Origin of the sequence: Streptomyces sp. NPDC093085 (genome assembly GCF_040683935.1) — a bacterium.
Taxonomy (GTDB): Bacteria; Actinomycetota; Actinomycetes; order Streptomycetales; family Streptomycetaceae; genus Streptomyces.
In genome coordinates this window covers 176,279-197,431 of record NZ_JBFBFB010000002.1, presented here as the reverse complement: position 1 = coordinate 197,431, position 21,153 = coordinate 176,279, and the positions used below count along the sequence as shown (strand labels likewise).

Annotated in this window: 18 protein-coding genes; 7 read left to right on the top strand and 11 right to left on the bottom strand. The window is 74.0% G+C overall.

All coding sequences use genetic code 11. The annotated features are described in order from the left end of the window. The first annotated feature begins 74 nt into the window (after positions 1-74). From AB0O07_RS07570 to AB0O07_RS07560, 3 genes are all read left to right on the top strand, one after another. Entirely contained in the window at positions 75-317 is a 243-nt protein-coding gene (locus AB0O07_RS07570; protein WP_365628526.1) for a DUF397 domain-containing protein, read from the top strand. Between the two features lie 107 nt (positions 318-424). Continuing rightward, positions 425-925 (top strand): hypothetical protein, encoded by a 501-nt coding sequence (locus AB0O07_RS07565; protein ID WP_365628523.1) that lies wholly within the window; start codon positions 425-427, stop codon positions 923-925. Positions 926-1,169: 244 nt separating this feature from the next. Then, positions 1,170-3,458 (top strand): glycoside hydrolase family 95 protein, encoded by a 2,289-nt coding sequence (locus AB0O07_RS07560; protein ID WP_365630246.1) that lies wholly within the window; start codon positions 1,170-1,172, stop codon positions 3,456-3,458. A 124-nt stretch (positions 3,459-3,582) separates the two neighbouring features. On the opposite strand, the gene AB0O07_RS07555 is transcribed toward AB0O07_RS07560, so the two are convergent. Both AB0O07_RS07555 and AB0O07_RS07550 read right to left on the bottom strand, forming a co-directional pair. Then, positions 3,583-5,502, bottom strand: coding sequence for an N-acetylmuramoyl-L-alanine amidase (locus AB0O07_RS07555; protein ID WP_365628520.1), 1,920 nt, complete (start codon positions 5,500-5,502; stop codon positions 3,583-3,585). 345 nt (positions 5,503-5,847) lie between these two features. Then, complete coding sequence (locus tag AB0O07_RS07550) at positions 5,848-6,972, bottom strand: aminoglycoside phosphotransferase family protein (protein WP_365628517.1); 1,125 nt, start codon at positions 6,970-6,972, stop codon at positions 5,848-5,850. A 232-nt stretch (positions 6,973-7,204) separates the two neighbouring features. On the opposite strand from AB0O07_RS07550, the gene AB0O07_RS07545 reads away from it, so the two are divergent. Then, positions 7,205-8,695, top strand: coding sequence for a hypothetical protein (locus AB0O07_RS07545; protein ID WP_365628514.1), 1,491 nt, complete (start codon positions 7,205-7,207; stop codon positions 8,693-8,695). Positions 8,696-8,842: 147 nt separating this feature from the next. On the opposite strand, the gene AB0O07_RS07540 is transcribed toward AB0O07_RS07545, so the two are convergent. Further along, on the bottom strand, positions 8,843-10,390 hold the full coding sequence (locus AB0O07_RS07540; RefSeq protein WP_365628511.1) for a SpoIIE family protein phosphatase: 1,548 nt from the start codon (positions 10,388-10,390) through the stop codon (positions 8,843-8,845). Positions 10,391-10,700: 310 nt separating this feature from the next. Continuing rightward, positions 10,701-11,534 carry an endonuclease gene (locus AB0O07_RS07535; protein WP_365628508.1) on the bottom strand — a complete coding sequence of 278 codons (834 nt, stop codon included), beginning with the start codon at positions 11,532-11,534 and terminating at the stop codon, positions 10,701-10,703. 436 nt (positions 11,535-11,970) lie between these two features. Between AB0O07_RS07535 and AB0O07_RS07530 the strand changes: the two genes are divergently transcribed. Continuing rightward, entirely contained in the window at positions 11,971-13,179 is a 1,209-nt protein-coding gene (locus tag AB0O07_RS07530; RefSeq protein ID WP_365630243.1) for a family 16 glycosylhydrolase, read from the top strand. A gap of 111 nt (positions 13,180-13,290) precedes the next feature. On the opposite strand, the gene AB0O07_RS07525 is transcribed toward AB0O07_RS07530, so the two are convergent. Next, entirely contained in the window at positions 13,291-13,674 is a 384-nt protein-coding gene (locus tag AB0O07_RS07525) for a hypothetical protein (RefSeq protein ID WP_365628505.1), read from the bottom strand. Positions 13,675-14,084: 410 nt separating this feature from the next. On the opposite strand from AB0O07_RS07525, the gene AB0O07_RS07520 reads away from it, so the two are divergent. Next, positions 14,085-14,405 (top strand): UBP-type zinc finger domain-containing protein, encoded by a 321-nt coding sequence (locus AB0O07_RS07520; protein WP_365628502.1) that lies wholly within the window; start codon positions 14,085-14,087, stop codon positions 14,403-14,405. Positions 14,406-14,459: 54 nt separating this feature from the next. Here AB0O07_RS07520 and AB0O07_RS07515 read toward each other — a convergent pair whose 3' ends face one another. The 5 genes from AB0O07_RS07515 to AB0O07_RS07495 all read right to left on the bottom strand — a co-directional run bounded on the left by AB0O07_RS07515 (position 14,460) and on the right by AB0O07_RS07495 (position 19,390). Beyond that, the gene (locus AB0O07_RS07515) at positions 14,460-15,257 is read right to left on the bottom strand and encodes a VOC family protein (protein ID WP_365630240.1); all 798 of its coding nucleotides are present in this window, start codon (positions 15,255-15,257) and stop codon (positions 14,460-14,462) included. A gap of 103 nt (positions 15,258-15,360) precedes the next feature. Continuing rightward, the gene (locus AB0O07_RS07510; RefSeq protein ID WP_365628499.1) at positions 15,361-16,212 is read right to left on the bottom strand and encodes a sulfite exporter TauE/SafE family protein; all 852 of its coding nucleotides are present in this window, start codon (positions 16,210-16,212) and stop codon (positions 15,361-15,363) included. A gap of 59 nt (positions 16,213-16,271) precedes the next feature. After that, positions 16,272-17,543: an MFS transporter gene (locus tag AB0O07_RS07505; RefSeq protein ID WP_365630237.1), complete on the bottom strand. Its 1,272-nt coding sequence runs from the start codon at positions 17,541-17,543 to the stop codon at positions 16,272-16,274. Between the two features lie 89 nt (positions 17,544-17,632). Then, on the bottom strand, positions 17,633-18,742 hold the full coding sequence (locus tag AB0O07_RS07500; RefSeq protein ID WP_365630234.1) for a cysteine synthase family protein: 1,110 nt from the start codon (positions 18,740-18,742) through the stop codon (positions 17,633-17,635). A 201-nt stretch (positions 18,743-18,943) separates the two neighbouring features. Beyond that, positions 18,944-19,390, bottom strand: coding sequence for a hypothetical protein (locus AB0O07_RS07495; RefSeq protein WP_365628496.1), 447 nt, complete (start codon positions 19,388-19,390; stop codon positions 18,944-18,946). A gap of 183 nt (positions 19,391-19,573) precedes the next feature. Between AB0O07_RS07495 and AB0O07_RS07490 the strand changes: the two genes are divergently transcribed. Next, a complete protein-coding gene (locus AB0O07_RS07490; RefSeq protein WP_365628493.1) occupies positions 19,574-20,182 on the top strand; it encodes an NUDIX domain-containing protein in 609 nt (202 codons plus the stop codon). A gap of 44 nt (positions 20,183-20,226) precedes the next feature. On the opposite strand, the gene AB0O07_RS07485 is transcribed toward AB0O07_RS07490, so the two are convergent. Further along, a complete protein-coding gene (locus AB0O07_RS07485) occupies positions 20,227-20,946 on the bottom strand; it encodes a YoaK family protein (RefSeq protein WP_365628490.1) in 720 nt (239 codons plus the stop codon). Positions 20,947-21,153: the final 207 nt, after the last annotated feature.

Below are 21,153 nucleotides of genomic sequence, written 5' to 3'. Positions count from 1 at the left end.
CCTTCGCGGTCTGTCCCGGACCGGCGGCGGTGGTTAGGCTGGGGCCGGGACGACGCGAGCGGGAGGAGCCAGACGTGGCCGAGAGCACCATTACCCAGACGCCGCTTTCGGGGTGGGAGAAGCCGGAACTCGATCTGAGCGGCGCGGAGTGGCGGTCGGGGAGCCAGGGCGCGGGCGATGTGCAGATCGCCTTTGTCGAGGGCTTCATCGCCATGCGCAACAGCGCCCGTCCCGAGAGCCCCTCGCTGATCTTCACCCCCGCCGAGTGGCGGGCCTTCGTCATCAACGCGCGGGACGGCGAGTTCGACCTCACCTGACCCGGAGACGAGTCCGGACACCGCCGCCCCCGCCGCCCCGGGGGCGGCGGCGCATTCCGGGGTTCACCCGGCTCCTGTGCGGTGGCGTGAACCCGTACCATGGTGGGATGTCCTTCCTCCGCCGCCGCAGCGCCGCCACACCCGCGGGCCCGGACTTCGACGTCCTGGCCATGGACCCGGGTGACTGGCCCGGCAATCTGGGCGCCGGCCTGCTCCCCGCCCCCGACGGAAGCTGTCAGGGCGTCTTCCTGCGGTACGACCTGTTCGGTGGCCGCGGGCCCGCGATGATCATCGGAAATCTCCCCGAGGGCTCCCCGGCGCGCGAGCCGGGGGACGGGCAGATCCCCTTCGAAGTGGCGCAACTCCTGCTCGCGCTGGAGAACGACGAACCCGTCGAGGTCGTCGGCAGCGAGGACATGCCCGTCATGCAGGGCGACAACCTGCTGATCGTGCGCCGGATCAAGCTCTCCGAGAGCCGGATCTCCTGCGTCCAGTTCGACCGCAGCGACAACGTCCTGGTCACCATCGCGAGCTGGGACCGGCCGATCACCGACGACCTCTACGCCCTCCTCAAGCCGCTGCCCGCCGAACTCTTCCAGCAGGGCTGACCCCGCCGGATCCCCCCGGAACCACCCCGGAGTCACTCGTTCCGGTGAGTCCGGAGAGCGCCACACGGTCCACTTCACGCCAACGCGAGGGGTGGGCCGTGTTCTGTCCGGTGACTCCCTTGCCGGATGAGTCATCGGACTTTTAACGTGACCGGCCATGACCCCTGGGATGAGCCGCAGAACCACGATCGCCTCCGCCCTGGGCGCGACAGGGTCCCTGGTATGGGGTGTCCCCACCCGGGCCATGGCGGCGGACCAGGACCGCCCGTCCGATGAATCGGCGCCCCTGACCCTCTGGTACCGGACCCCCGCCGCCGACTGGGAGACCGAGTCGCTGCCCATCGGCTGCGGCGCCCTCGGCGCCAACGTGTACGGCACCCTCGCCACCGAACGGTTCACCCTCGACGAGAAGACCCTGTGGACCGGCGGCCCCGGCTCCGCCGAAGGCTACGACCACGGCGACTGGACCACCCCACGCCCCGGCGCCCTCGCCGCCGTCCAGCGCCGCCTGGAGCGCGAGGGCGCGCTCGCCCCCGAGACCGTCGCCGCCGCACTCGGGCAGCCCCGCCGCGGCTACGGCGCCCACCAGGTCCTCGGCGACCTGGAGATCACCCTCCCCGGCGCCCCGGCCGAGCCCGACGCCACCTACCGGCGCGCCCTCGACCTCCGTACCGCACTCGCCACCGTCGCCTACACCCACCAGGGCACCACCCACACCCGGGAGTTCTTCGCCTCGTACCCCGACCAGGTGATCGCCGGGCACTTCACCGCCGGCCGCCCGGGCGGCGTCACCCTGACGGTGCGCCACACCACCCCGCACCCCGGCACCACCGCCACCGCGCGCGGCGACCGGCTCACCGTGCGCGGCGCGCTCCGCGACAACGGACTGCGCTTCGAGGCCCAGCTCCGGCTGGTCACCGACGGCGGCACCGTACGCGCCGGGGCCGACGGCACCCTCACCGTCAGCGGCGCCGACCGGGCCTGGTTCGTCCTCGCCGCAGCCACCGACTACGCCGACACCGGCCCCGCCTACCGGGGCGAGGACCCCCACCCCGCCGTCACCGAGACCGTCGACCGGGCCGCCGCCCGCCCGTACGAGGCGCTGCGCGACGCCCATGTACGGGACCACCGCGCCCTCTTCGACCGGGTCGCCCTCGACCTCGGCGGCGCCCTCCCCGCCCTCCCCACCGACCAGCTCCTGGCCCGCTACACCGGTCAGGGCGGCCCCGCCGACCGGGCGCTCGAAACCCTCTTCTTCCAGTACGGCCGCTATCTCCTCATCGCCTCCTCACGCCCCGGCTCCCTCCCCGCCCACCTCCAGGGCGTCTGGAACAACTCCACCACCCCGCCCTGGTCGGCCGACTACCACGTCAACATCAACCTCCAGATGAACTACTGGCCCGCCGAGGTCACCAACCTCGCCGAGACCACCGCCCCCTACGACCGCTTCGTCGCCTCGCTCCTCGCCCCCGGCCGGCGCACCGCCCGCCGGCTCTTCGGCACGGCCGGCTGGGTCGTCCACAACGAGACCAACCCCTATGGCTTCACCGGCGTCCACGACTGGGCCACCGCGTTCTGGTTCCCGGAGGCCGCCGCCTGGCTCACCCAACAGCTCTACGACCACTACCGGTTCGGCGGCTCCCTCGACCACCTCCGCACCACCGCCTATCCGGTGATGCGGGAAGCCGCCGTGTTCTGGCTCGCCAACCTCCGTACCGACCCCCGCGACGGCACCCTCGTCGTCACCCCCAGCTACTCGCCCGAGCACGGCGACTTCACCGCCGGCGCCGCCATGTCCCAGCAGATCGTCCACGACCTGCTCACCAACACCCTGGAGGCCGCCGACCTCCTCGACGAGGACCCCGCCTTCCGCGACCGGCTCCGTACCACCCTCGACCGGCTCGACCCCGGGCTGCGCACCGGCTCCTGGGGCCAGCTCCAGGAGTGGAAGGAGGACCGGGACAGCCCCACCGACGACCACCGCCACCTCTCCCACCTCTACGCCCTCCACCCCGGCCGGCAGATCGAACCGGGCACCGCCTGGGCCGAGGCCGCCAAGGTCTCGCTCACCGCGCGCGGCGACGGCGGCACCGGCTGGAGCAAGGCCTGGAAGATCAACTTCTGGGCGCGGCTCCACGACGGCGACCACGCCCGCACCCTCCTCACCCAGCAGCTCGTCCACTCCACCCACGCCAACCTCTGGGACACCCACCCGCCGTTCCAGATCGACGGCAACTTCGGCGCCACCTCCGGCATCGCCGAGATGCTCCTCCAGAGCCACCACGGCCCGGTCGAGATCCTGCCCGCCCTGCCCGCCGCCTGGCCCGCCGGACGGGTGCGCGGCCTCCGCGCGCGCGGCGGCGCCACCCTCGACATCGACTGGTCCGGCGGGCGCGCCACCCGGATCACGGTCCACGCCACCCGCACCGGGAAACTGACCCTCCGCTCCCCCCTCTTCCCGCGCGGCGAACGCGACCTGTACACCACCGCGGGCCGCACCTACACCTTCCCGGCCCCGGCGCACCACCCCTGAGCACGCGGTCACGACGTACCGAAGACACAGGCCGTACCGGAGACGCATGACGTACCGGAGACAGCGGTACGGGGGTCGTCGGCACCCCCGTGGCCGACGACCCCCGTACCGTTTCCGCCCCCGCTCAGCGGCCCGCCGGACGCACCTCCACATCGGCCGCCTTCACGAACGCCACCCGGTGGCCGAACTGGATCTCGTAATACCGTTCCGCGCCCCGCACCACCTGGTGCGACGCCGGGTCGAACGTCACCGCGTACGCGTACTCGGCCGGCGCCTCGCCCCCGGTCACATACCGCTGCCCGGCCAGCAGCTTGTACGGCAGCGGGGAGACCGGCTGCACCGGCACGCCCGCCGGGTACGCCGCCGCCTCCGGGTAGGCCCGCCCGTACACCGGCACCTCGGCGAGCCCGGCCCTCGGTGTCACCACAGCGGCCCGCGCGCCCACCGCCGCCGGCGCCGACCGGGGGTCGTGGAACCACGCCTTCTGCCCGAGGTACCAGATCGCCGTCCACTCGCCCTGCCGCCCGGCCACCGCGTACCGCTGGCCCGTCGAGGCGCGCGCCCCGGTGTCGTTGACGTCCTCGGTCGAGTCCTGGCCGCCCGGCCGCAGCCCGATGTCCTTCACCAGCGGCGCGCTCTCGTCCGGCGCCGTCCGCAGCCGTACCGCGCCCGAACCGTGCGGGGCACACGCCGTGCCCGCGCTCTCGCAGCCGGTGTACGGCGGCCGGCTCGCCGCGTAGTCGGGCCGGATCGTCACCACGTCGGCGCGGGCCCCGCCGCTCGGCGTGAACGGCGCGCCCAGCAGCTCGAAGTAGTGCGCCCAGTCCCAGTACGGGCCCGGGTCCGTGTGCATCCCGGGGACGGTCGCCGTGGTCGTGCCGGGCACATTGTCATGGCCGAGAATGTGCTGCCGGTCCAGCGGGATCCCGTACCGCTTCGCCAGATACGCCACCAGCCGGGCCGATGTGCGGTACATCGCCTCCGTGTACCAGGCGTCCGGCGCTGCGAGGAACCCCTCGTGCTCCAGACCCACCGACTTGGCGTTGACGTACCAGTTCCCCGCGTGCCAGGCGATGTCCTTGGTCGGCACATGCTGCGCGATCAGCCCGTCCGAGGAGCGGAGCGTGTAGTGCCACGACACATACTCCGGGTCCTTGATCAGCTTGAGGGTGGTGTCCCAGGAGCCCTCGGTGTCATGGACGACGATGTACTCGATCTTCTGCGAGCGCGGCCGGTCCGCCACATCGTGGTTGCCGTAGTCGCCGTCCCCGAACTCCTCGTACGGCGCCGGGATCCAGGTGCAGGAGACCGTGGCCGGGCACTCCGTCTCCGAGGCGTCGCCCGCCCGCAGCCCGAGCCGGGCGAGCTGCCCGGTGTCGGGGGCGAGTCCGGGCACCGCGCGGAGCGCCACCCGCTGGCCGCTGTCGGTGGTACGCGCCTCGCCCGCCCTGATCACCGAGAACACGTCCCGGGCATAGGCACCGGCGGTCGCCGTGTCGTCCGCCCCGGAGAACCGGGCGACCGCGCCGAACCACCGCGCCGGATCAGCGCTCAGCGGCTCGCCCAGCTCCCGCTGCGCGGCGGCGAGCAGCGCGGCCCCGCCGCGCACATTCGCCGCCGGGCTGGTCCGCACCTCCTCGGCGGGGAGCCCGGTCAGCCGCGCCGCCCGGTCCACCGTGCGCAGCCGCGCCGGGAGTCCGGCGGCGGCCGGGGCCGCCGGGGCCGCCGCGACGGGCACCGCCAAGGGGCGCGCGGTGTCGCCCCGGGCGTCCTCGCTGCCGTCCGAGTGGTGCGGGGCCTCGGCGAGCGCGGTCCTCGCGTCGGTGAGATGCATCGGACCGTACCCGCCGGTCACGCTCGGCGCGCCGCTGTGGGTGTCCCAGCGCGACTGGAGGTACGCCACCCCCAGCAGCACGCTCTCGGGTACGTGGTACCGGTCCGCCGCCGCCGCGAACTCCCGCTGGAGCGCGCCGGATCCGGGCGGCTCGGCGGTGGCGGAAGGGCCCGCGGAGACGAGCGGCAGCAGCAGCGCGGCGGCGGCCACGACACCGCCCGCCCGGAGCGCGCGCCCACGGACCGGTCTCGGCCATGAGATCGGCCATGAGGGGGGAAAGCCTTGCAATGCAGCCTCCAGTGACGGATGGTGCGTGGTACTTCCGGGCTGGTCCGACACACAGGAGTATCGACTTCCGGACGATCCGTCAATCAGGCTCCACCGCAACGATTTCGCACGTCAGCGCCGGTTTCCCGGGCTTTCCCGATGAGGCGCCCCCGGCCTGCGGCGCGTCAGTGGAATGTACCAATGAATGTATATGGAGGAGGGGGCGGAGGGGGGGCGGCCCCTTGGGCGGGACGCCGGAGCGGCGGGGAAACCCCCGCCGCCCCCCGGTCAGCGGGTGCCGACCGCGGCCCGCACCGCCCGCCGCGCCATCGCGCAGTCGTCGTGGAGCCGGCGCAGCAGCAGCCGCTGCTCCTCACCCGTCGGCGCGCCCCCCTGCGCCGCCCCGGGAGGCGTCGACGGGGCCTCCCGCATCGCCCGCTGCACCGCCGTCTCGTACATCCGGATCTCCCGGGTGAGCACGAGCATCAGGTTGACGAGGAACGCGTCCCGCGCCACCGGACCGCTGATCGCCGGTCCGCCGGCCGCCGCGAGCTGGCTGATCTGCCGGCGCGCCTGCGGGGCGTCCGCCAGCACCGACCAGAGCGTCGCCAGGTCGTACCCGGGCAGATACCACCCCGCGTGCTCCCAGTCGACCAGGACCGGGCCCGCCGGGGAGAGCAGGATGTTGGAGAGCAGCGCGTCCCCGTGGCAGAACTGGCGCACGCTGCCCCGGGACGCCGCCAGACCGTGCAGCAGCTTCCGCAGATCGCCCAGGTCCCGGTCGGTGAAGAGCCCCAACTCGTGGTAACGGGCGATCCGCGACGCGTAGTCGAGCGGCGCGCCGAAGAGATCGGCCTGCGGACGCCAGGCGTTGAGCCGGGTCACCGCGGAGAGCGCGAGCCGTACGTCCCCGCGCGGCGGCGCCTCCACCGGGTGCCGGGCCAGCGCCGCCGCCCGGCCGGGCATCCGCTCGATGACCAGCGCGCAGTTCTCCGGGTCCGCCGCGATCAGCCGGGGCGCCCGGACCGGCGGACGATTGCGCACAAAGGCGCGGTAGGACGCTATTTCGTGCCGGAACCGCTCCGTCCAGACCGGCGAGTGGTCCAGCAGGCACTTGGCGACCGCGCTGGTCCGCCCCGTCGTCCCGACCAGCAGGACCGACCGGCCGCTGCGCCGCAGGACCTGAACGGGCTTGAACTCGGGACAGATCCGGTGCACGGCGTTGATCGCCATGCGCAACTGGGCACCCTGGGGGCCGGACAAGTCGAGTCTCCCGCTGAGGGTCTGGGTGACCGTCCCCGCCCTGAGCCGGTTCCGTCCCGCCTGGGTGGGGTCCAGATAGGGGCCGCCGCCCGGGGTGACCGGACGTCCGGGCCGCGGCGGAGCGGCCACGGAGGACGATGCTGTGTACATGGGCGATACAGATCCCTTCGTGTGCCGACGCGTGACGGCGCCTTCCCGGCCCGGCCGCCGTGAGGCACCCTGGGGAGTACGTCCGGTTGCCGGGCCGGGGTGGCGCGTTCCTACTCGACACCGGCGTACGGGTGGCACACCATCTGGCGCACCCTGGCGAACCCTGGCGAATAGTCGCCAGGCATCTGACTGAGCGTTACTGTCAAGTCAGCCGAGAACCTGGGGGCTTGACGTGAGCGGTGAACCCAACACCCGTCTGTCGGATCTGTTCGGCCTGGCCGGCTGGTCCAAGGGCGAACTCGCACGGCTGGTGAACCGGCAGGCGGCGGCCATGGGCCACCCCCAACTGGCCACCGACACCTCGCGGGTGAGGCGCTGGATCGACATGGGGGAGACCCCGCGCGATCCCGTACCGAGAGTGCTGGTCGCGCTGTTCACGGAGCGACTCGGTCGTGTCGTGACCATCGAGGACCTCGGGTTCGTACGGAACGGACGCGCGGGGAAACGACGGGACTCCGGGAACGCGGACAACCCCGACGCCCTGCCCTGGGCACCCGACCGGACGGCGGCGGTCCTCACCGAATTCACGGGAATGGACCTCATGCTCAACCGACGCGGCTTGGTGGGCGCGAGCGCAGCGCTCACCGCAGGAACCGTACTCACCAGCGCCATGTACGACTGGCTGCACACCGACCCCGCACTCCCCTCCGGCGCCCACCGCGCCGGCGACCACCCGCACGCCGAACCCGTGGGGTACGACCGCTACGAGGCGGCCCCCATCGGGTCCCAGGAGGTCGACGCCCTGGAGCACTCGGTGGAGGTGTTCCGAGCCTGGGACGCCTCCCGGGGCGGCGGACTCCAGCGCAAGGCGGTGGTGGGCCAGCTCAACGAGGTGGGCGGCATCCTCGCCTACCCGCACCCCGACCATCTCCAGCGGCGCCTGTGGGGCGTCGCCGCCAACCTCGCCGTCCTCGCCGGGTGGATGTCCCACGACGTCGGCCTCGAACCCACCGCCCAGAAGTACTTCGTCATCGCCACCCACGCGGCGCGCGAGGGCGGTGACCGGCCCCGGGCCGGGGAGGCGCTCTCCCGGGCGGCCCGCCAGATGATCCACCTCGGCCGCCCCGACGAGGCCCTCGACCTGATGAAGCTCGCCAGGTCGGGGTCGGGGGAGGAGACCCTGCCCAGGACCCAGGCCATGTTCCGGACCATCGAGGCCTGGGCCCAGGCCTCGATGGGGCACGGCCAGGCCATGCGGAGAACCCTCGGCGAGGCGGAGGACCTCTTCGTCTCCGACCAGGGGCAGGTGCCGCCGCCCTCCTGGATGCAGATGTTCGACGAGGCGGACCTCCACGGCATGGAGGCGCTGGCCTTCCGCACCCTCGCCGAACACGAGCCGAAGGCCGCGGCCATCGCGCAGAGCCACGCCAAGGAGGCGCTGCGGCTGCGGATCGCGGGCCGGGACCGCTCCAAGATCTTCGACCACATCTCGCTGGCGTCCGCCTGCTTCATCGCGGACGATCCGGAACAGGCGGACCGCTACGCGCGGCTCGCACTGGTGTCGATGGGGGAGACCTCCTCGCACCGCACCTGGGACCGGCTGCGCGAGATGTACCGGCTCACCGGTGAGTACGCGGGGTACGCGAAGGTCCAGGAGCTCCGCGAGGAGATCAAGCTCGCGATGCCCAGGAACCTGGCCAAGCCGGCCACCGGACAGGCGTAGGCCCGGCCGCCCGGCATGTCCCGGCCCCCGTAACGCACGGAGCGTACCGGCATCGCGCGGACGCGCCGTACCCGTGCAGGACAGGCACCGTATTCGTCGCCCCGGCGCGACACGGAAGGACTCCGCGACGACCTCACCCCGCGCTGATCAGCGCGTCTCCCCGCCCATCCGGGCGGCCATCACACAGGCGCCCGCCGAGCGCCCGGCCCTGCCGGACTCCTCGCCGACCGCCCGTACCCACTCCTGCGCGCAGGCGTCCGCCGGCATCCGGGGCGCCAGGGCCAGGAGCCGGTCCCGCCAGCTCGCCGCGGCATCCCCCTCGGGGGCCGCCCCGCCCGTGTGCAGGACCAGGACGTCCCCGGGCCTCAGCAGGACCTCGGCCTGCTCGTAGCCGGCCCCCGGGGTCGCACCGAGCAGTACGCCGTCCGGCGGCGTCAGCGCGCGCCCCGTCCCGTCGCGGAAGAGCAGCGGGGCGGGGTGCGCGGCCTGCGCCCAGGAGAACACCCCGCTCGCCGGCTGGTAGCGGGCGCAGAGCAGGCTCCCCAGCACCGGCTGTTCCGCCGTGTCCAGAAGCTGGTTGAGATGGCCCAGCAGGGGTCCGGGCTCGATGCCCGCCACCGCCATCCCGCGCAGCGCGCCCAGCACCATCGCCAGCGAGGAGGCCGTCGCGACCCCGTGCCCGGTCAGATCGCCCAGCGTGAGCAGGGACTCCCCGCCGGGCAGCGCCAGCGCGTCGTACCACTCCCCGGCGGCCGGTCCCGAGGCCGGGGACGGCAGATGGCACGCGGCCACCTCCAGCGCGGCGGGACCCTCCGGCGGGAGCAGCGGCGCGCCCCGCCAGGACTCCACGACGGCCTCCTGCAACGCGGTCACCAGCAGGTGCTCGGTCTGGGCGATATGGCGTTCGCGCTGGACCGACCGGCCGCTCTCGCGCACCGCGCGCTCGCTTCTGCGCAGGGCGCTGACATCGCGCAGCACCGCCCAGAGGGAGGCGGTGTGGCCGTCGGCGTCGAGTACCGGTTCGCCCCGCATATGGACGGTGCGGACCTGGCCGTCGGAGCGGACGAAGCGCAGCTCGCCGTCTATCGGCTTCCCGTCGATCAGACACTCGGTCACCATGGCGGTGAGCAGCCCCTGGTCGTCCGGGAAGACCAGGGAGGGGATCTCGTCGAGCGTCATCGGGCCGCGCTCCCGGGGCCGGCCGAAGATCTCGTACATCTCCTCCGACCACCGCACCTGGTCGGTCAGGAGGTTCCACTCGGCGCTGCCGATGCCGCCGGGCACCGGCGCCCCGGCCGGTCCGGGAGGGTCGTCCCGGTAGGGGGACGCCGTGCCCGTGGCACATGCCGGGGCGGTGTGCCGCTGTCCCCGCGGGGGAGCGTCCGGGGAGGGACGGCCGTCCGGAGCGGCACCGTCCTCCGCGGGGCAGTTCTCGGTGGCCCCCCCGGCCGGAGCGCTCTCCGGCCGGCCGGCCCTGAGCTGGTCCAGGTGCGCGCCCAGATCGTCGAGTTGGTGTACGGCCAGCTCGCGCACCGCCCGCCGCCACCGCCCCAGAGCGCCGGAATCCGCCGCGCCGTCCTGCCGTACCGCCGCCACATCGCCGCGCAGCGCGCGGGCCCGGGCGATCAGCGCGTCCACCGTCGCCCGCTCCACAGGCTGCGGGACGGGGCGGTCCGCGAAGAGAGAGGACGGCATTCGAACTCCGATAGGGGCGCGGCGCGGCCGGGGCCGGATGGTGGACCGTTAAGACTGTTGCACAAGCACCCCGTACGCGTAAGGCATTTGGCAACACTCGTTCTGGTGGTGCTCCAGGCATATGCCGCAGGCGCATCGCCCCGTGTCGTACCCTGTGCGCCCCCGGAACGGGGCCGTCAACCCGATGACCACGGGCGGTGGCTCCCGGGCCGGAACGGCCGCTGGGCATGTGTCCATGACGTACGGACACATGCCCAGCGGATCGTTCACGCGCGCGGCACCCCGGTGGCCGGGGCCGGCCGCGCCCCGGTCACCAGATCGAAGCGACCCACTCCGGGTGGTCGATGAACGGGTTCCGGTTGTGCTGGTACGAGGCGTATATGACCTCGTTGCGGCGCTTCTCGAAGGCGTCCGGCGGGTCCTGCTGGCTCCACGCCTTCAGCACCGACAGCTTCCCCATCGCGGGGCTGGAGCCGTTGTTGACCTTCTCGTTGGGTTCGAGGTCGGGCCAGCCGTCGTCGCCCTCGTACCGGACGGCCATGTAGAGGATCATGCGGGCGACATCGCCCTTGACCGCGTCGCGCGGCTCGAAGGAGTCCGCGTCGGTGTAGTTGCCCGGCGCGCCCGAGACCGCGCTGCCGCCGTTGTCGAAGTCCTTGTTCCCCCGGACGGAGTTGACGGTGACGTCCTCCGGCCGCAGGTGGTGGAGGTCGGTGCCGGGGCCGGTCGCCTCGCCGAAGCCGCCGTGGGACTTGGCCCAGACGTGCTCGCGGTTCCAGTTGCCCGTGTTGCCGCCGTTGCTCGACTTCGCGATCGACTTGCCCGTGTAGAGCTCGATCACGTTCGAGGAGTTGGCGGGGTCCTGGTCGGTGTTCTTGAGCGCGTCCCAGACGGCCGCGTACGAGATCTTCGTCTGGTCCTTGATGATCGTGTGCAGCGCGGACTTGAGCGCGGTGCCGCTCTTCCCGATCGCGTTCTGGTAGTACGTGTCGTCCAGCGCGGCGGTGGCGGAGGCGGAGGCCACCGTGGCCGTGGGGGAGGCGGGGAGGGCCGCGGGCGCGGCGGCGCCCGTGGTGGCGATGACCGCCGTGGCGGCGCCGAGCGCCAGCAGCGCGCGCCGGGTGGGGAGATGGCGACGGAGCATGGGGAAGCTGTCCCTCCGGGAGGAAACGATTCGGCGCGAGCTTTCCACGGCTTCTGTGCGGGTATGTGAACGCCCCGTGTCAGTCATGTGCAGGTCAAGTTAGCAGATCTGTTCAACGAGTCATACGGAGACGGTGAGTTGACGGATGGCACGGTCTCTTGCCCCCGCTTTACGGGGATTTGGCGGAGCGCCCGGGCGGGGGCGGGCATCTTTGGTCCATACCAACTCTTGACGCCGCACCCCGCCCTGCCTTAAATCAATGGCGGATCCAACTCTCCGTGCGGCCCTCCCCGTTCGCTCCGTCGCGTGCGCCGCCCGGGTGATTTGTCATGCGCACACCCCCCACATGAAGCGATGTGATGCCCCCGTGCGAATCTCCCTCGGCCGCCGAGCGGCGCTCTGCGCGCTCGCCCTGGTCTGCTGTACCGGCGCGCTCATGGCCCCCGCCACCGCCGCCGTGCCCGAGCCCGCCGCCGCAGCCTCGGCCGCCCCGCCCGCCACCATGGCGGTCACCTTCAACGACGACTTCGACGGCCCCGCCGGAACGGCGGTCGACGGCTCGAAGTGGCAGATCGAGACCGGCGACAACGTCAACAACCACGAACGGCAGTACTACACGGCGGGCAACAGCAACGCGGCCCTCGACGGCCAGGGCCATCTGGTCATCACCGCCCGCAAGGAGAACCCCGGCAACTACCAGTGCTGGTACGGGCGGTGCGAGTACACCTCGGCCCGGCTCAACACCTCCGGCAAGTTCACCTCCCAGTACGGCCATGTCGAGGCCCGTATGAAGGTCCCGCGCGGCCAGGGCATGTGGCCCGCCTTCTGGATGCTCGGCGACGACATCGGCAGCGTCGGCTGGCCCAACAGCGGCGAGATCGACGTGATGGAGAACGTCGGCTTCGAACCGGGCACCGTCCACGGCACCCTGCACGGCCCCGGCTACTCCGGCGAGGGCGGCATCGGTGCCGCGTACACCCTCCCGAACGGCCAGGCCTTCGCCGACGACTTCCACACCTTCGCCGTCGACTGGGCCCCCGACGCCATCACCTGGAGCGTCGACGGCAATGTCTACCAGCGCCGCACCCCCGCCGACCTCGGCGGCCGCTCCTGGGTCTTCAACAAGCCGTTCTTCCTCATCCTGAACCTCGCGGTCGGCGGCTACTGGCCGGGCGACCCGGACGGCGGCACCGCCTTCCCGAACCAGCTCGTCATCGACTACGTACGGGTCACCCAGGGCGACGGCGGCTCCGGCGGTACGACGGGCACCATCAGCGGGATCGGCGGCATGTGCGTCGACGTCGCCGGGGCCAGTCCGGCGAACGGCACCCCCATCCAGCTCCACAACTGCACCGGCGTCCCCGCCCAGCAGTGGACCTTCGCCGCCGACGGCTCGATCCGGGCCCTCGGCAAGTGCCTGGACGTCAAGGACAACAGCACCGCCGACGGCGCCGCGCTGCAACTCTGGGACTGCAACGGCGGCGGTAACCAGCGCTGGGGCGTCTCCAGCGCCCAGGACATCGTGAACGTCCAGGCCGACAAGTGCATGGACGCCACCGGCAACAGCTCGGCCGACGGCACCCGGCTCCAGATCTGGACCTGCGCCGGCACGCCGAACCAGAAGTGGACCATCAACCGCACCTGACGCACCTGACCGGCGCGCCCCCGCTTCCGGCCGTACCGCCCGGACCCCGCGTACCACCACGGGGTCCGGGCGGTACGGCCGTGGTGGTACGGCGGTTACGGGCACCCCGGGTCAGGCCCCCGGCTCGACCTCCAGGAAGCGCCTGCGGCGCGGGCCCCGGTAGAGCAGCGCCTCCCACCCCAGCGCGGTGAGCGCGGCGGCACACGCGGTCAGGGCGCCGTCCTCCTCCCGTACGGCCCCGGAGCCGTGCGGCCCGAGCCACTCCACGCGTACGGTGCCCTCCCGCTCGCCCGCCGAGACCCGGTACCCCGTGGCGGTCCTGGCGCCCGAGGCGTCCACGGCCGACGGGGCGAACGGGGCCGCCTCCAGCGCGAGCGCCACCGCCCGGAGCGGCCGGGCCCGCTCCCAGGGCGCCGGGTCCCCGGGCCCGGCGCCGGTCAGCCGTCTGATCTGGAGCAGCCCCTCGAACGCCACCCGCACCTCGGCCGCGCGCACCGCGGGTTCCGCCGCCGCCGGGCCGTCTCCCGTGGCCGCCTGGAAGCCCGCCCCCGAGGCCGTCCCGGCAGCGCGGGACCCCGACCGGACGGGGGGCTGCCGATCGGGGTCGTCGGGAGGGAGGGTGCGGATGGCGGTCGCCTCCTGGCGGTGCGCTCCATGGGGCTTCGGCCGAACGATCGTCCCCACAGGCTCTTGTGAAGTGGGCCCGGGGCCTCAGTTCCACCCACACCCTCACCCGTGACAACGGAGGGCCCGCACGGAATGTTCCCCGCGCCGTCCTCCCCCGGTGCCCGGGCGGATGTCTCTGCTGGCGGGGGCAGGGTACCGGTCGTACGGTGAAAGGGAGTACTGGATCTCCAGGAGACCCGTGCGGCCGGACAGCCCGTACGGTCGGACAGGCGGTGTCCATGGCGAACGGCGAAGCGGGTTCCGGCAGCCTGATCTGCGGCCATCTCGCGGATGTCGAGGAGGTGACCCCGGACAGCGAGGACAGTTGCCCGGAGTGTGTCGCCCTCGGTGACGCCTGGGTGCATCTGCGGGAGTGCCAGACATGCGGTCACATCGGCTGCTGCGACTCCTCCAAGAACAAGCACGCCACCGCCCACTACCGCGCCACCCAGCATCCGCTCATCCGCTCGTACGAACCGGGCGAGGGCTGGTGGTGGTGTTACGAGGACGGGGTGGTCTTCGAGGTCGAGGGGGTCGGCCCCGAGCGCCCGGCCGCCTGACCACGGCACGGCCCGAGCACGGCACGGAGCGCCGCACCCGGGCCCCGGCGGGTGTCACCCCGAGGTGACGGTGAAGAGCGCGCCGTCCGGATCGCGCAGCGTCGCCTCCTTCGGCGCGTCCTCCGGCAGCGCCGCCCCGGGGTCCTCCGGCGCCACCAGCGCGCCCCCGCCGTTCAGCGCCGCGGCGACCGACCCCGCCACCTCGGGGACCCGGAAGTGGACATGCCACCGCGGCCGGATCTGCGGGTCGGGTGTGGCCGGCACCGCGCCGCCCCGGATCCTGGCCACGATCTGCCCGTCCTGCCTCAGCACCGCGTGGTCGTCCTCGCGGGCCAGCGTGAACCCGCCCTCCTCCTCGGGGGCCCACCCCAGCACCTGACCGTAGAACCGGGCCGCCTCCGCCGTCTCCCGGGTCCGCAGCTCCAGCCAGGCGGGCGCGCTGCCCCGGCCCACCGTCCAGTCGGAGCGCACCGCGCCCTCCCAGATCCCGAAGGACGCGCCGTCCGGGTCGCTGGCGAGCGCCGCCCGCCCGGAGTGGAAGGCCAGCGGCCCCACCGCCACCGTCCCGCCCCGCTCCCTGATCCTGGCCGCCGCCTCGTCCACGTCCCGCACCGCGAAGTACGGCGTCCACGCGACGGCGACCTGGAGCGACGAGGCGAGCGCCCCGATGCCCGCGACGGCCATCCCGTCCGAGAGCGCCACACAGAAGTCCTCGCCCAGCCCCGCGGGACGGTAGGTCCACCCCAGGACGTCTCCGTAGAACGCCTGGGCGGCGGGGAGTTCCCGCGCGAGCAGACTCACCCAGCAGGGAGCGCCGGCGACCGTCTGTGAGTCCTTTTTCTCCCGCTCCACACCGCTCACTCCGCCCTCGTCAGACACGTCATGCACATACGTATTGCCGCTTTCGGTGTCTCTACTCTGCCAGGCCGTAAGGGACTTCCCGGCACACGCCGGTTCAGCGCAGCAGAAGCTGGAGCCCGCCGAGCACCGTCGCCCCGATCACCAGCCGCTCGAAGAGCCGCTGGTCGATCCGGTCCACGCAGGCCTTTCCGATGAGCGCGCCCGGGATGACGAAGAGCACCAGCGCCGCGTCGAGCAGCAGCGAGCGCCCGTCGATCAGTCCGAGACCCACACTGAAGGGCAGCTTCGACGTGTTGACGATCAGGAAGAACCAGGCGGAGGTCCCCAGGAAGCCGAGCTTCCGGAAGCCCGCGGAGAGCAGGTAGAGCGACATCACGGGGCCGCCCGCGTTCGCCACCATGGTGGTGAAGCCGCCGAGCACCCCGTACGAACGCGCCTTCAGCCGGCCCACCGCCGCCCCGGAGCCCCCGCCCGTGGCCGGCGCCTCTCCCGTGGCCGTGGCGTCCCCCGCGCCCTCACCCGCGCCCGCGTTCCCCGCCCCCTCGCCGGAGCCCGAGGCCGCCGTCGCCAAAGCCTCCTTCCTGGCGGCACGCCGCCGCCACACCGTGACCCCGGCCATCAGCAGCAGGATCGCGCCGATCGAGGTGCGGACCGCCTCGTCCCCGGCCCAGAAGAGGAAGAGCGTGCCCAGCACCACCCCCGCCGCCACCGCGGGGAACAGCCGCCACAGCGTGGGCCAGTGGGCGTGCCGGCGGTAGGTGATCACGGCGAACACATCGCCGGCGATGAGGATGGGCAGCAGCACGCCCGTCGACTCGCGGGCCGGCAGCACGGCGGCGAACACGGCCAGACTGACCGTGTTCGCCCCGCTCACCGCCGTCTTCGAGAAGCCGACGAGCGCCGCCGCCCCGGCCAGTGCCGCCAGTCCCCACCAGGTGATGTCCATGGGGCAGAGATGCTATGCCCCGAGCTTCACCCACCGTCCAGCGGGGGCGGACCGCCAGGTCAGGCGGGCAGCGGCGGCACGGCCGGCCGCGCCAGCCGGCCGCCGCGCGCCAGCGCGCCCACCGCCGCCGCACACCCCAGCCCCGTCACCGTCAGCGCCGCCCACGGCAGCCAGTGGGCCCCCGTGCGCCCCGCGAGGTCCCACAGCGCCCCGGTGGCGAGGTTGCCCAGGGTGATACCGAGGCCGGATACGGTCTGGTAGAAGCCGTAGTGCGTGGCGACCAGCCGGTCCCCGCAGAGCGCGACCACGGTGTCCATCTCGAACGGGTAGACCACCGCGCTCCCCACGGCCAGGGCGACCACCGCCGCCAGCAGCGCGCCCACCACCCACGGCCGCGCCCCGGGTCCCTCCCCGGCGAACACCAGCGCGGGCGGCAGGAAGGCCACCCCCAGCACGGTCAGCCCGCGCACGAGCGCCCCCTGCGGGCTCCACCGCCGGGTGGCCCACCCCGTCAGCCTGAGCTGACCGGCCACCGTCACCACGGCCGAGACCACGAACAGCGCGCCGGTGGCCCGCCCGGCGTCCTGGCCGAGCGCGTCCGAGGCCGCCAGCGGCAGCGCCAGATAGACCTGGAACGTCAGCACGTACGAGCCGATCATCGCCAGCGAGAAGAGGACGAAGGGCCGGTTGGCCAGCACCGTGCGCCACGACGCCGGCACCCCCCACCGTCGCGCGCCGCGCCCGTCGGCTTCCGTCCCGCGCCCGTCGGCTCCCGCCCAGTGCCCGTCGGCTCCCGCCGTGTCGCGGGCGCCGCCCCGGGCCGGCAGCGCGCGCCACTGGAGCACCGTCAGCGCCGCGAAGACCGCCGCCGCCACCGTGCACACCAGCCGGAAGTCCGCCGCGAGCAGCAGCAGCCCGACCGGCGGGCCCAGCACCATGCCCGCCTGGTAGTAGACGTGGAAGGCGGCGAAGGCGGCCACCCGCCGCTCGCCCGCCTCCGCCGCCAGATAGGCGCGCACCGCCGGGTTGAAGAGCGCCCCCGCGAAGCCGGTCGCCGCCGACGCCACGATCAGCGCGGGCAGTTGGTCCGCCCACCCCAGCAGCGCGAACCCGGCCGTACGGAGCAGACACCCCGCCATGATCGGCGCCTTGTAGCCGTACCGGTCGGCGAGCGAACCGCCGATGAGGAACATCCCCTGCTGGGAGAGGTTCCGTACGCCCAGCACCAGCCCGACCGCCCACGCGGCCAGCCCGAGCCCGCCGGCGAGATGGGCCGCGAGATAGGGCATGAGCATGTAGAAGGCGAGATTGATCGCGAACTGATTGGCCATCAGCAGCCGTGCCGCCGGGGAGAAGGAGAGCGTGCCCGCCCACACCCCCGCCACCGCGCCCCGCTCCGTCCCCGCCGCCGTCCGCCGCCTCACCGGACCGTCCCCACCGGCCGGGCGAGCGGGTCCACCACGGTCGCGCACCGGGTCCACCGGGTGACCGTCGCCGCCCCCGGATGCGCGATCTCCAGCGGCTCCTCGGCGGGCCGTGCCCCCAGCAGCCCGTGCGCCCGGCAGTACGCGTTGTCGAACACCGTCCCCACATACCGCTGCGGACCGTCCGGGAAGACCGCCACGATCCGCTCCTCCGCCGGCCGCACCCGCGCCAGCCACCGTGCCACCAGGGCGACCGCCCCCACGCTCCACCCGCCGGTGGCATGGCGCGCCCGCGCCAGCCGGCGCGCCGCCCACACCGCCTCCGGCGCGGCGACCCAGTGCACCTCGTCGAAGAGGCCGTACGCCACATTGCGCGGGTGGATGCTGCTGCCGAGACCCCGCATCAGCCGGGGAGCGGCGGGCTGGCCGAAGATGGTCGACCCGGTGGCGTCCACCCCCACCACCCGCAGCGCGGGGCAGCGCTCGCGGAGCACGGAGGCGATCCCGGCCGAGTGCCCGCCCGTGCCCACGCTCACCACCAGCGTGTCGACCCGGCCGAGCTGGGCCGTCAACTCGTCGGCGAGCGGCCGGTACGCGGCCACGTTGTCGGGGTTGTGGTACTGGTCCGGGCACCATGAGCCCGGGTGCGCGGCCAGCACCTCCGCCACCCGCAGCCGACGGGCCTCCTGCCAGCCGCCCACCGGACGCGGCGTCCGCACCCGCTCGATCCGGGCGCCGTACGCGGTCAGCAACCCGGTCAGCAGCGGCTCCATGCCCGGGTCGGTGACCACGGTGACGGGATGCCCGTACACCGCCCCGGCCAGCGCCAGCCCCAGGCCGAGCGTGCCGGAGGTGGACTCCACGATCCGCGCGCCGGGGCGCAGCGCCCCCCGTTCGCGGGCGCGCGCCACCATGTGGAGCGCCGTACGGTCCTTGATCCCGCCGGGGTTGTGCCCCTCCAGCTTGGCCCAGAACCCCCGTCCGGCGGCCGTGAACGGCGCCCCCACCCGCAGGAGCGGGGTGTTGCCGACCAGCCCCGCCGGAGTGCGTGCGGGGCGCGGGGACACCGAGGGGAGGCCGGGGGCAAGGTGTTTTCCGTGGTTCATGTGCGTCGTATGCGTCGTATGCGTCACGTGCGTCATGTGCGCGTTCTCCTACGGCCCGACGCGCGTGGCGCCCGGTCCTGGTGAGAGGGGGGTGATGTCCGGTGGCCTTACGGGGCGTTCCACGGGCGTCCGGGGGAGCGCCGGGCGCGTACCACCGCACCCGTCACGCCTCCGGGGCGCGCCCGCGCCGCCGTGCCGCCGTCAGTTCCGCCACACCCCGAGCGCCGCGCGCCGTCGCTGCTCGCCCGCCGTTCCGTACCCCCCGGGCCCGGAGCCGGGGCCGCAGGAGTGCCACCCGGGCGGGGCCGCTTCCTCCGGTTCCGCCGTGTCCAGGGGCAGCGGCCGGTCCGCCGCCGGTGCGGCGGTCAGCTCCGTACGCTGCGGCAGCACGCTCGGCTCGTCCGCGTCCGCGCAGGACGCCGCCCCGTGCGAGGCCCGCCCCGCCCGGTCGCCCGCCGGGGCCCCGGGCGGGGCGGGGGCCGCCGACACCACCAGGCCCGCCGCGACCCCCGAGGGCGGCGCGCCGAGAACCGGGCCGTGCGCGCACCCCAGCACATGGAGCAGCGCGGCCAGCACGGCACAGAGCGCGGCCCCGGCCCGTGGCCGGGCCCCCGGCCCCCTGGCCGCCTCGCCGCGCGCATCCCTCATATCGCGCAGCGTATGCGATCGACCGCGCAGTGTGCCCGAAATCGACCGCGCGGTGTGCCCGAAGGCGATCGCCGGCCACACCGGGGCCGCCGGAAAACCGCGGGACAGCGCGGGTCCGGAACCGTATCCTCGGCGCCGTCGACGGCACGGACCCGCGGGCGCGGGGAGCGAGGAGAGCCACACATGCGGGCAGCGGCAGGGGCAGGGGCGGGGACGGCCGGGCGCCGGATCGGCGAGGCGCTGGAGGGGTACGGGCCGGCCGACCCGGCGGAGGCCGCCGACGTCGCCCGGGTACGGGAGCTCGTACGCGGCACCGAGGACCCCTGGCTGCGCTCGATCCCGCTCCATGTGACGGGCTCCGCGCTGATCGTCCACCCGGAGTCGGGGCGGGTGCTGATGCGCCGCCACCCCCGGATGGACACCTGGCTCCAGGTTGGCGGCCACGGCGACCCGGGGGAGACCGACCCCCTGGACGTGGCCCTGCGCGAGGGCCGCGAGGAGACCGGGCTCGCCGACCTGCGGCCCTGGCCGGACACCTGCCCCGGCCGGCAGAGCCTCGTCCAGGTCGTCGTCGTGGGCGTCCCCGAGGGCGGCGGCGAGCCCGCGCACGAACACGCCGACCTCCGCTATGTCCTGGCCACCGCCGCGCCGGACACCGCCCGCCCCGAGCGGCCCGACGCCCCGCTGCGCTGGATGACCCCGGCCGAGGCCTCGGAGGCGACCGGAGAGGAGAACGTACGCGAGGCGCTGCGCCGCGTCGCCCGGCTCCTGGCCCACCACACGACCGCCTGACCCGGACCCGCCCCTCAGGCCGCCGCGCCCGGCGGACCCGCCCCTCAGGCCGCCGCGCCCGGCGGACCCGCCCCTCGGACCGCCGCGTCCGCCGGGCGCGGCGCCCCGGCGAAGACCCACGCCACGGCCGCGACCAGCGCGGCGGCCAGCGCCACCACCCCGGCAAGGGTCACCTGGAGCAGCAGCGCCCCCGAGGCCGCCCCCAGGAACATCGCCAGCACCGAACCGATCCGGCGGTGCGGCGGTGCCCCGGTGCCGGCCCCGAGGGCGCTCTCCGCGGTGAGCCCGGTGATCGTCTGGGTCAGCACGGTCGTGGTGAGATCGCGCGCCCCCAGCAGCCGTACCGTCGCGTTCTGGAGCCCGCTGCACGCCCCGAGCAGGGCGATGACCGCCAGCGTCACCCGGCCCTCCGGGCGCAGCGCCCCCGTGCCGAGCAGCGTCGCCGTCACCGCCAGACCGGCCGCCTGCCCGGCGAAGGCGCAGCCGAGCCAGCGCCGGGGCCGGTCGCGCAGAAGCCTGCTGAGCTGGCCGCCGAGGAACGCCCCCAGGACGAACGCCGTCATCGCCACGATCGGCGCGAGCACCGGCATGCGGTCGCTCCGTACCACCGAGAACCCCAGGAAGACCACATTGCCGGTCATGTTGGCGACGAAGACATGGCCGAGCCGCAGAATGCTCACCGCGTCCACCAGACCGGTCGCGAACGTCATCACCAGCAGCGCGCCCACCGCCCACCGGCGCCCCACCGGAAGTACCTCGGCCACCGGACCCACCCGCTCTCCGCTCTCCGCCTGCCCGCCGCTTCCGCTCCGGCCGCGTGCCGCGCGACGTGCCGCGCGCCACCCTGTACGGGCCTGCCCCAGCAGCCGGAGTCCTGATAAGAAGAACCCCAGTTGGCCTGGTCAGCACGCCCGACGCCGCGAAGGAGCCTTCCGTGTCCCACCCGTCCGGCCGTACCGAGGAACCCCGCG

Bases quoted from the DNA above. Each gene is read 5' to 3' on its own strand.
- AB0O07_RS07565 (WP_365628523.1), top strand. From the start codon at position 425: ATGTCCTTCCTCCGCCGCCGCAGCGCCGCCACACCCGCGGGCCCGGAC.
- AB0O07_RS07560 (WP_365630246.1), top strand. From the start codon at position 1,170: ATGGCGGCGGACCAGGACCGCCCGTCCGATGAATCGGCGCCCCTGACC.
- AB0O07_RS07550 (WP_365628517.1), bottom strand. From the start codon at position 6,972: ATGTACACAGCATCGTCCTCCGTGGCCGCTCCGCCGCGGCCCGGACGT.
- AB0O07_RS07540 (WP_365628511.1), bottom strand. From the start codon at position 10,390: ATGCCGTCCTCTCTCTTCGCGGACCGCCCCGTCCCGCAGCCTGTGGAG.
- AB0O07_RS07535 (WP_365628508.1), bottom strand. From the start codon at position 11,534: ATGCTCCGTCGCCATCTCCCCACCCGGCGCGCGCTGCTGGCGCTCGGC.
- AB0O07_RS07530 (WP_365630243.1), top strand. From the start codon at position 11,971: ATGGCCCCCGCCACCGCCGCCGTGCCCGAGCCCGCCGCCGCAGCCTCG.
- AB0O07_RS07520 (WP_365628502.1), top strand. From the start codon at position 14,085: ATGGCGAACGGCGAAGCGGGTTCCGGCAGCCTGATCTGCGGCCATCTC.
- AB0O07_RS07510 (WP_365628499.1), bottom strand. From the start codon at position 16,212: ATGGACATCACCTGGTGGGGACTGGCGGCACTGGCCGGGGCGGCGGCG.
- AB0O07_RS07505 (WP_365630237.1), bottom strand. From the start codon at position 17,543: ATGGCCAATCAGTTCGCGATCAATCTCGCCTTCTACATGCTCATGCCC.
- AB0O07_RS07500 (WP_365630234.1), bottom strand. From the start codon at position 18,742: ATGAACCACGGAAAACACCTTGCCCCCGGCCTCCCCTCGGTGTCCCCG.
- AB0O07_RS07495 (WP_365628496.1), bottom strand. From the start codon at position 19,390: ATGAGGGATGCGCGCGGCGAGGCGGCCAGGGGGCCGGGGGCCCGGCCA.
- AB0O07_RS07490 (WP_365628493.1), top strand. From the start codon at position 19,574: ATGCGGGCAGCGGCAGGGGCAGGGGCGGGGACGGCCGGGCGCCGGATC.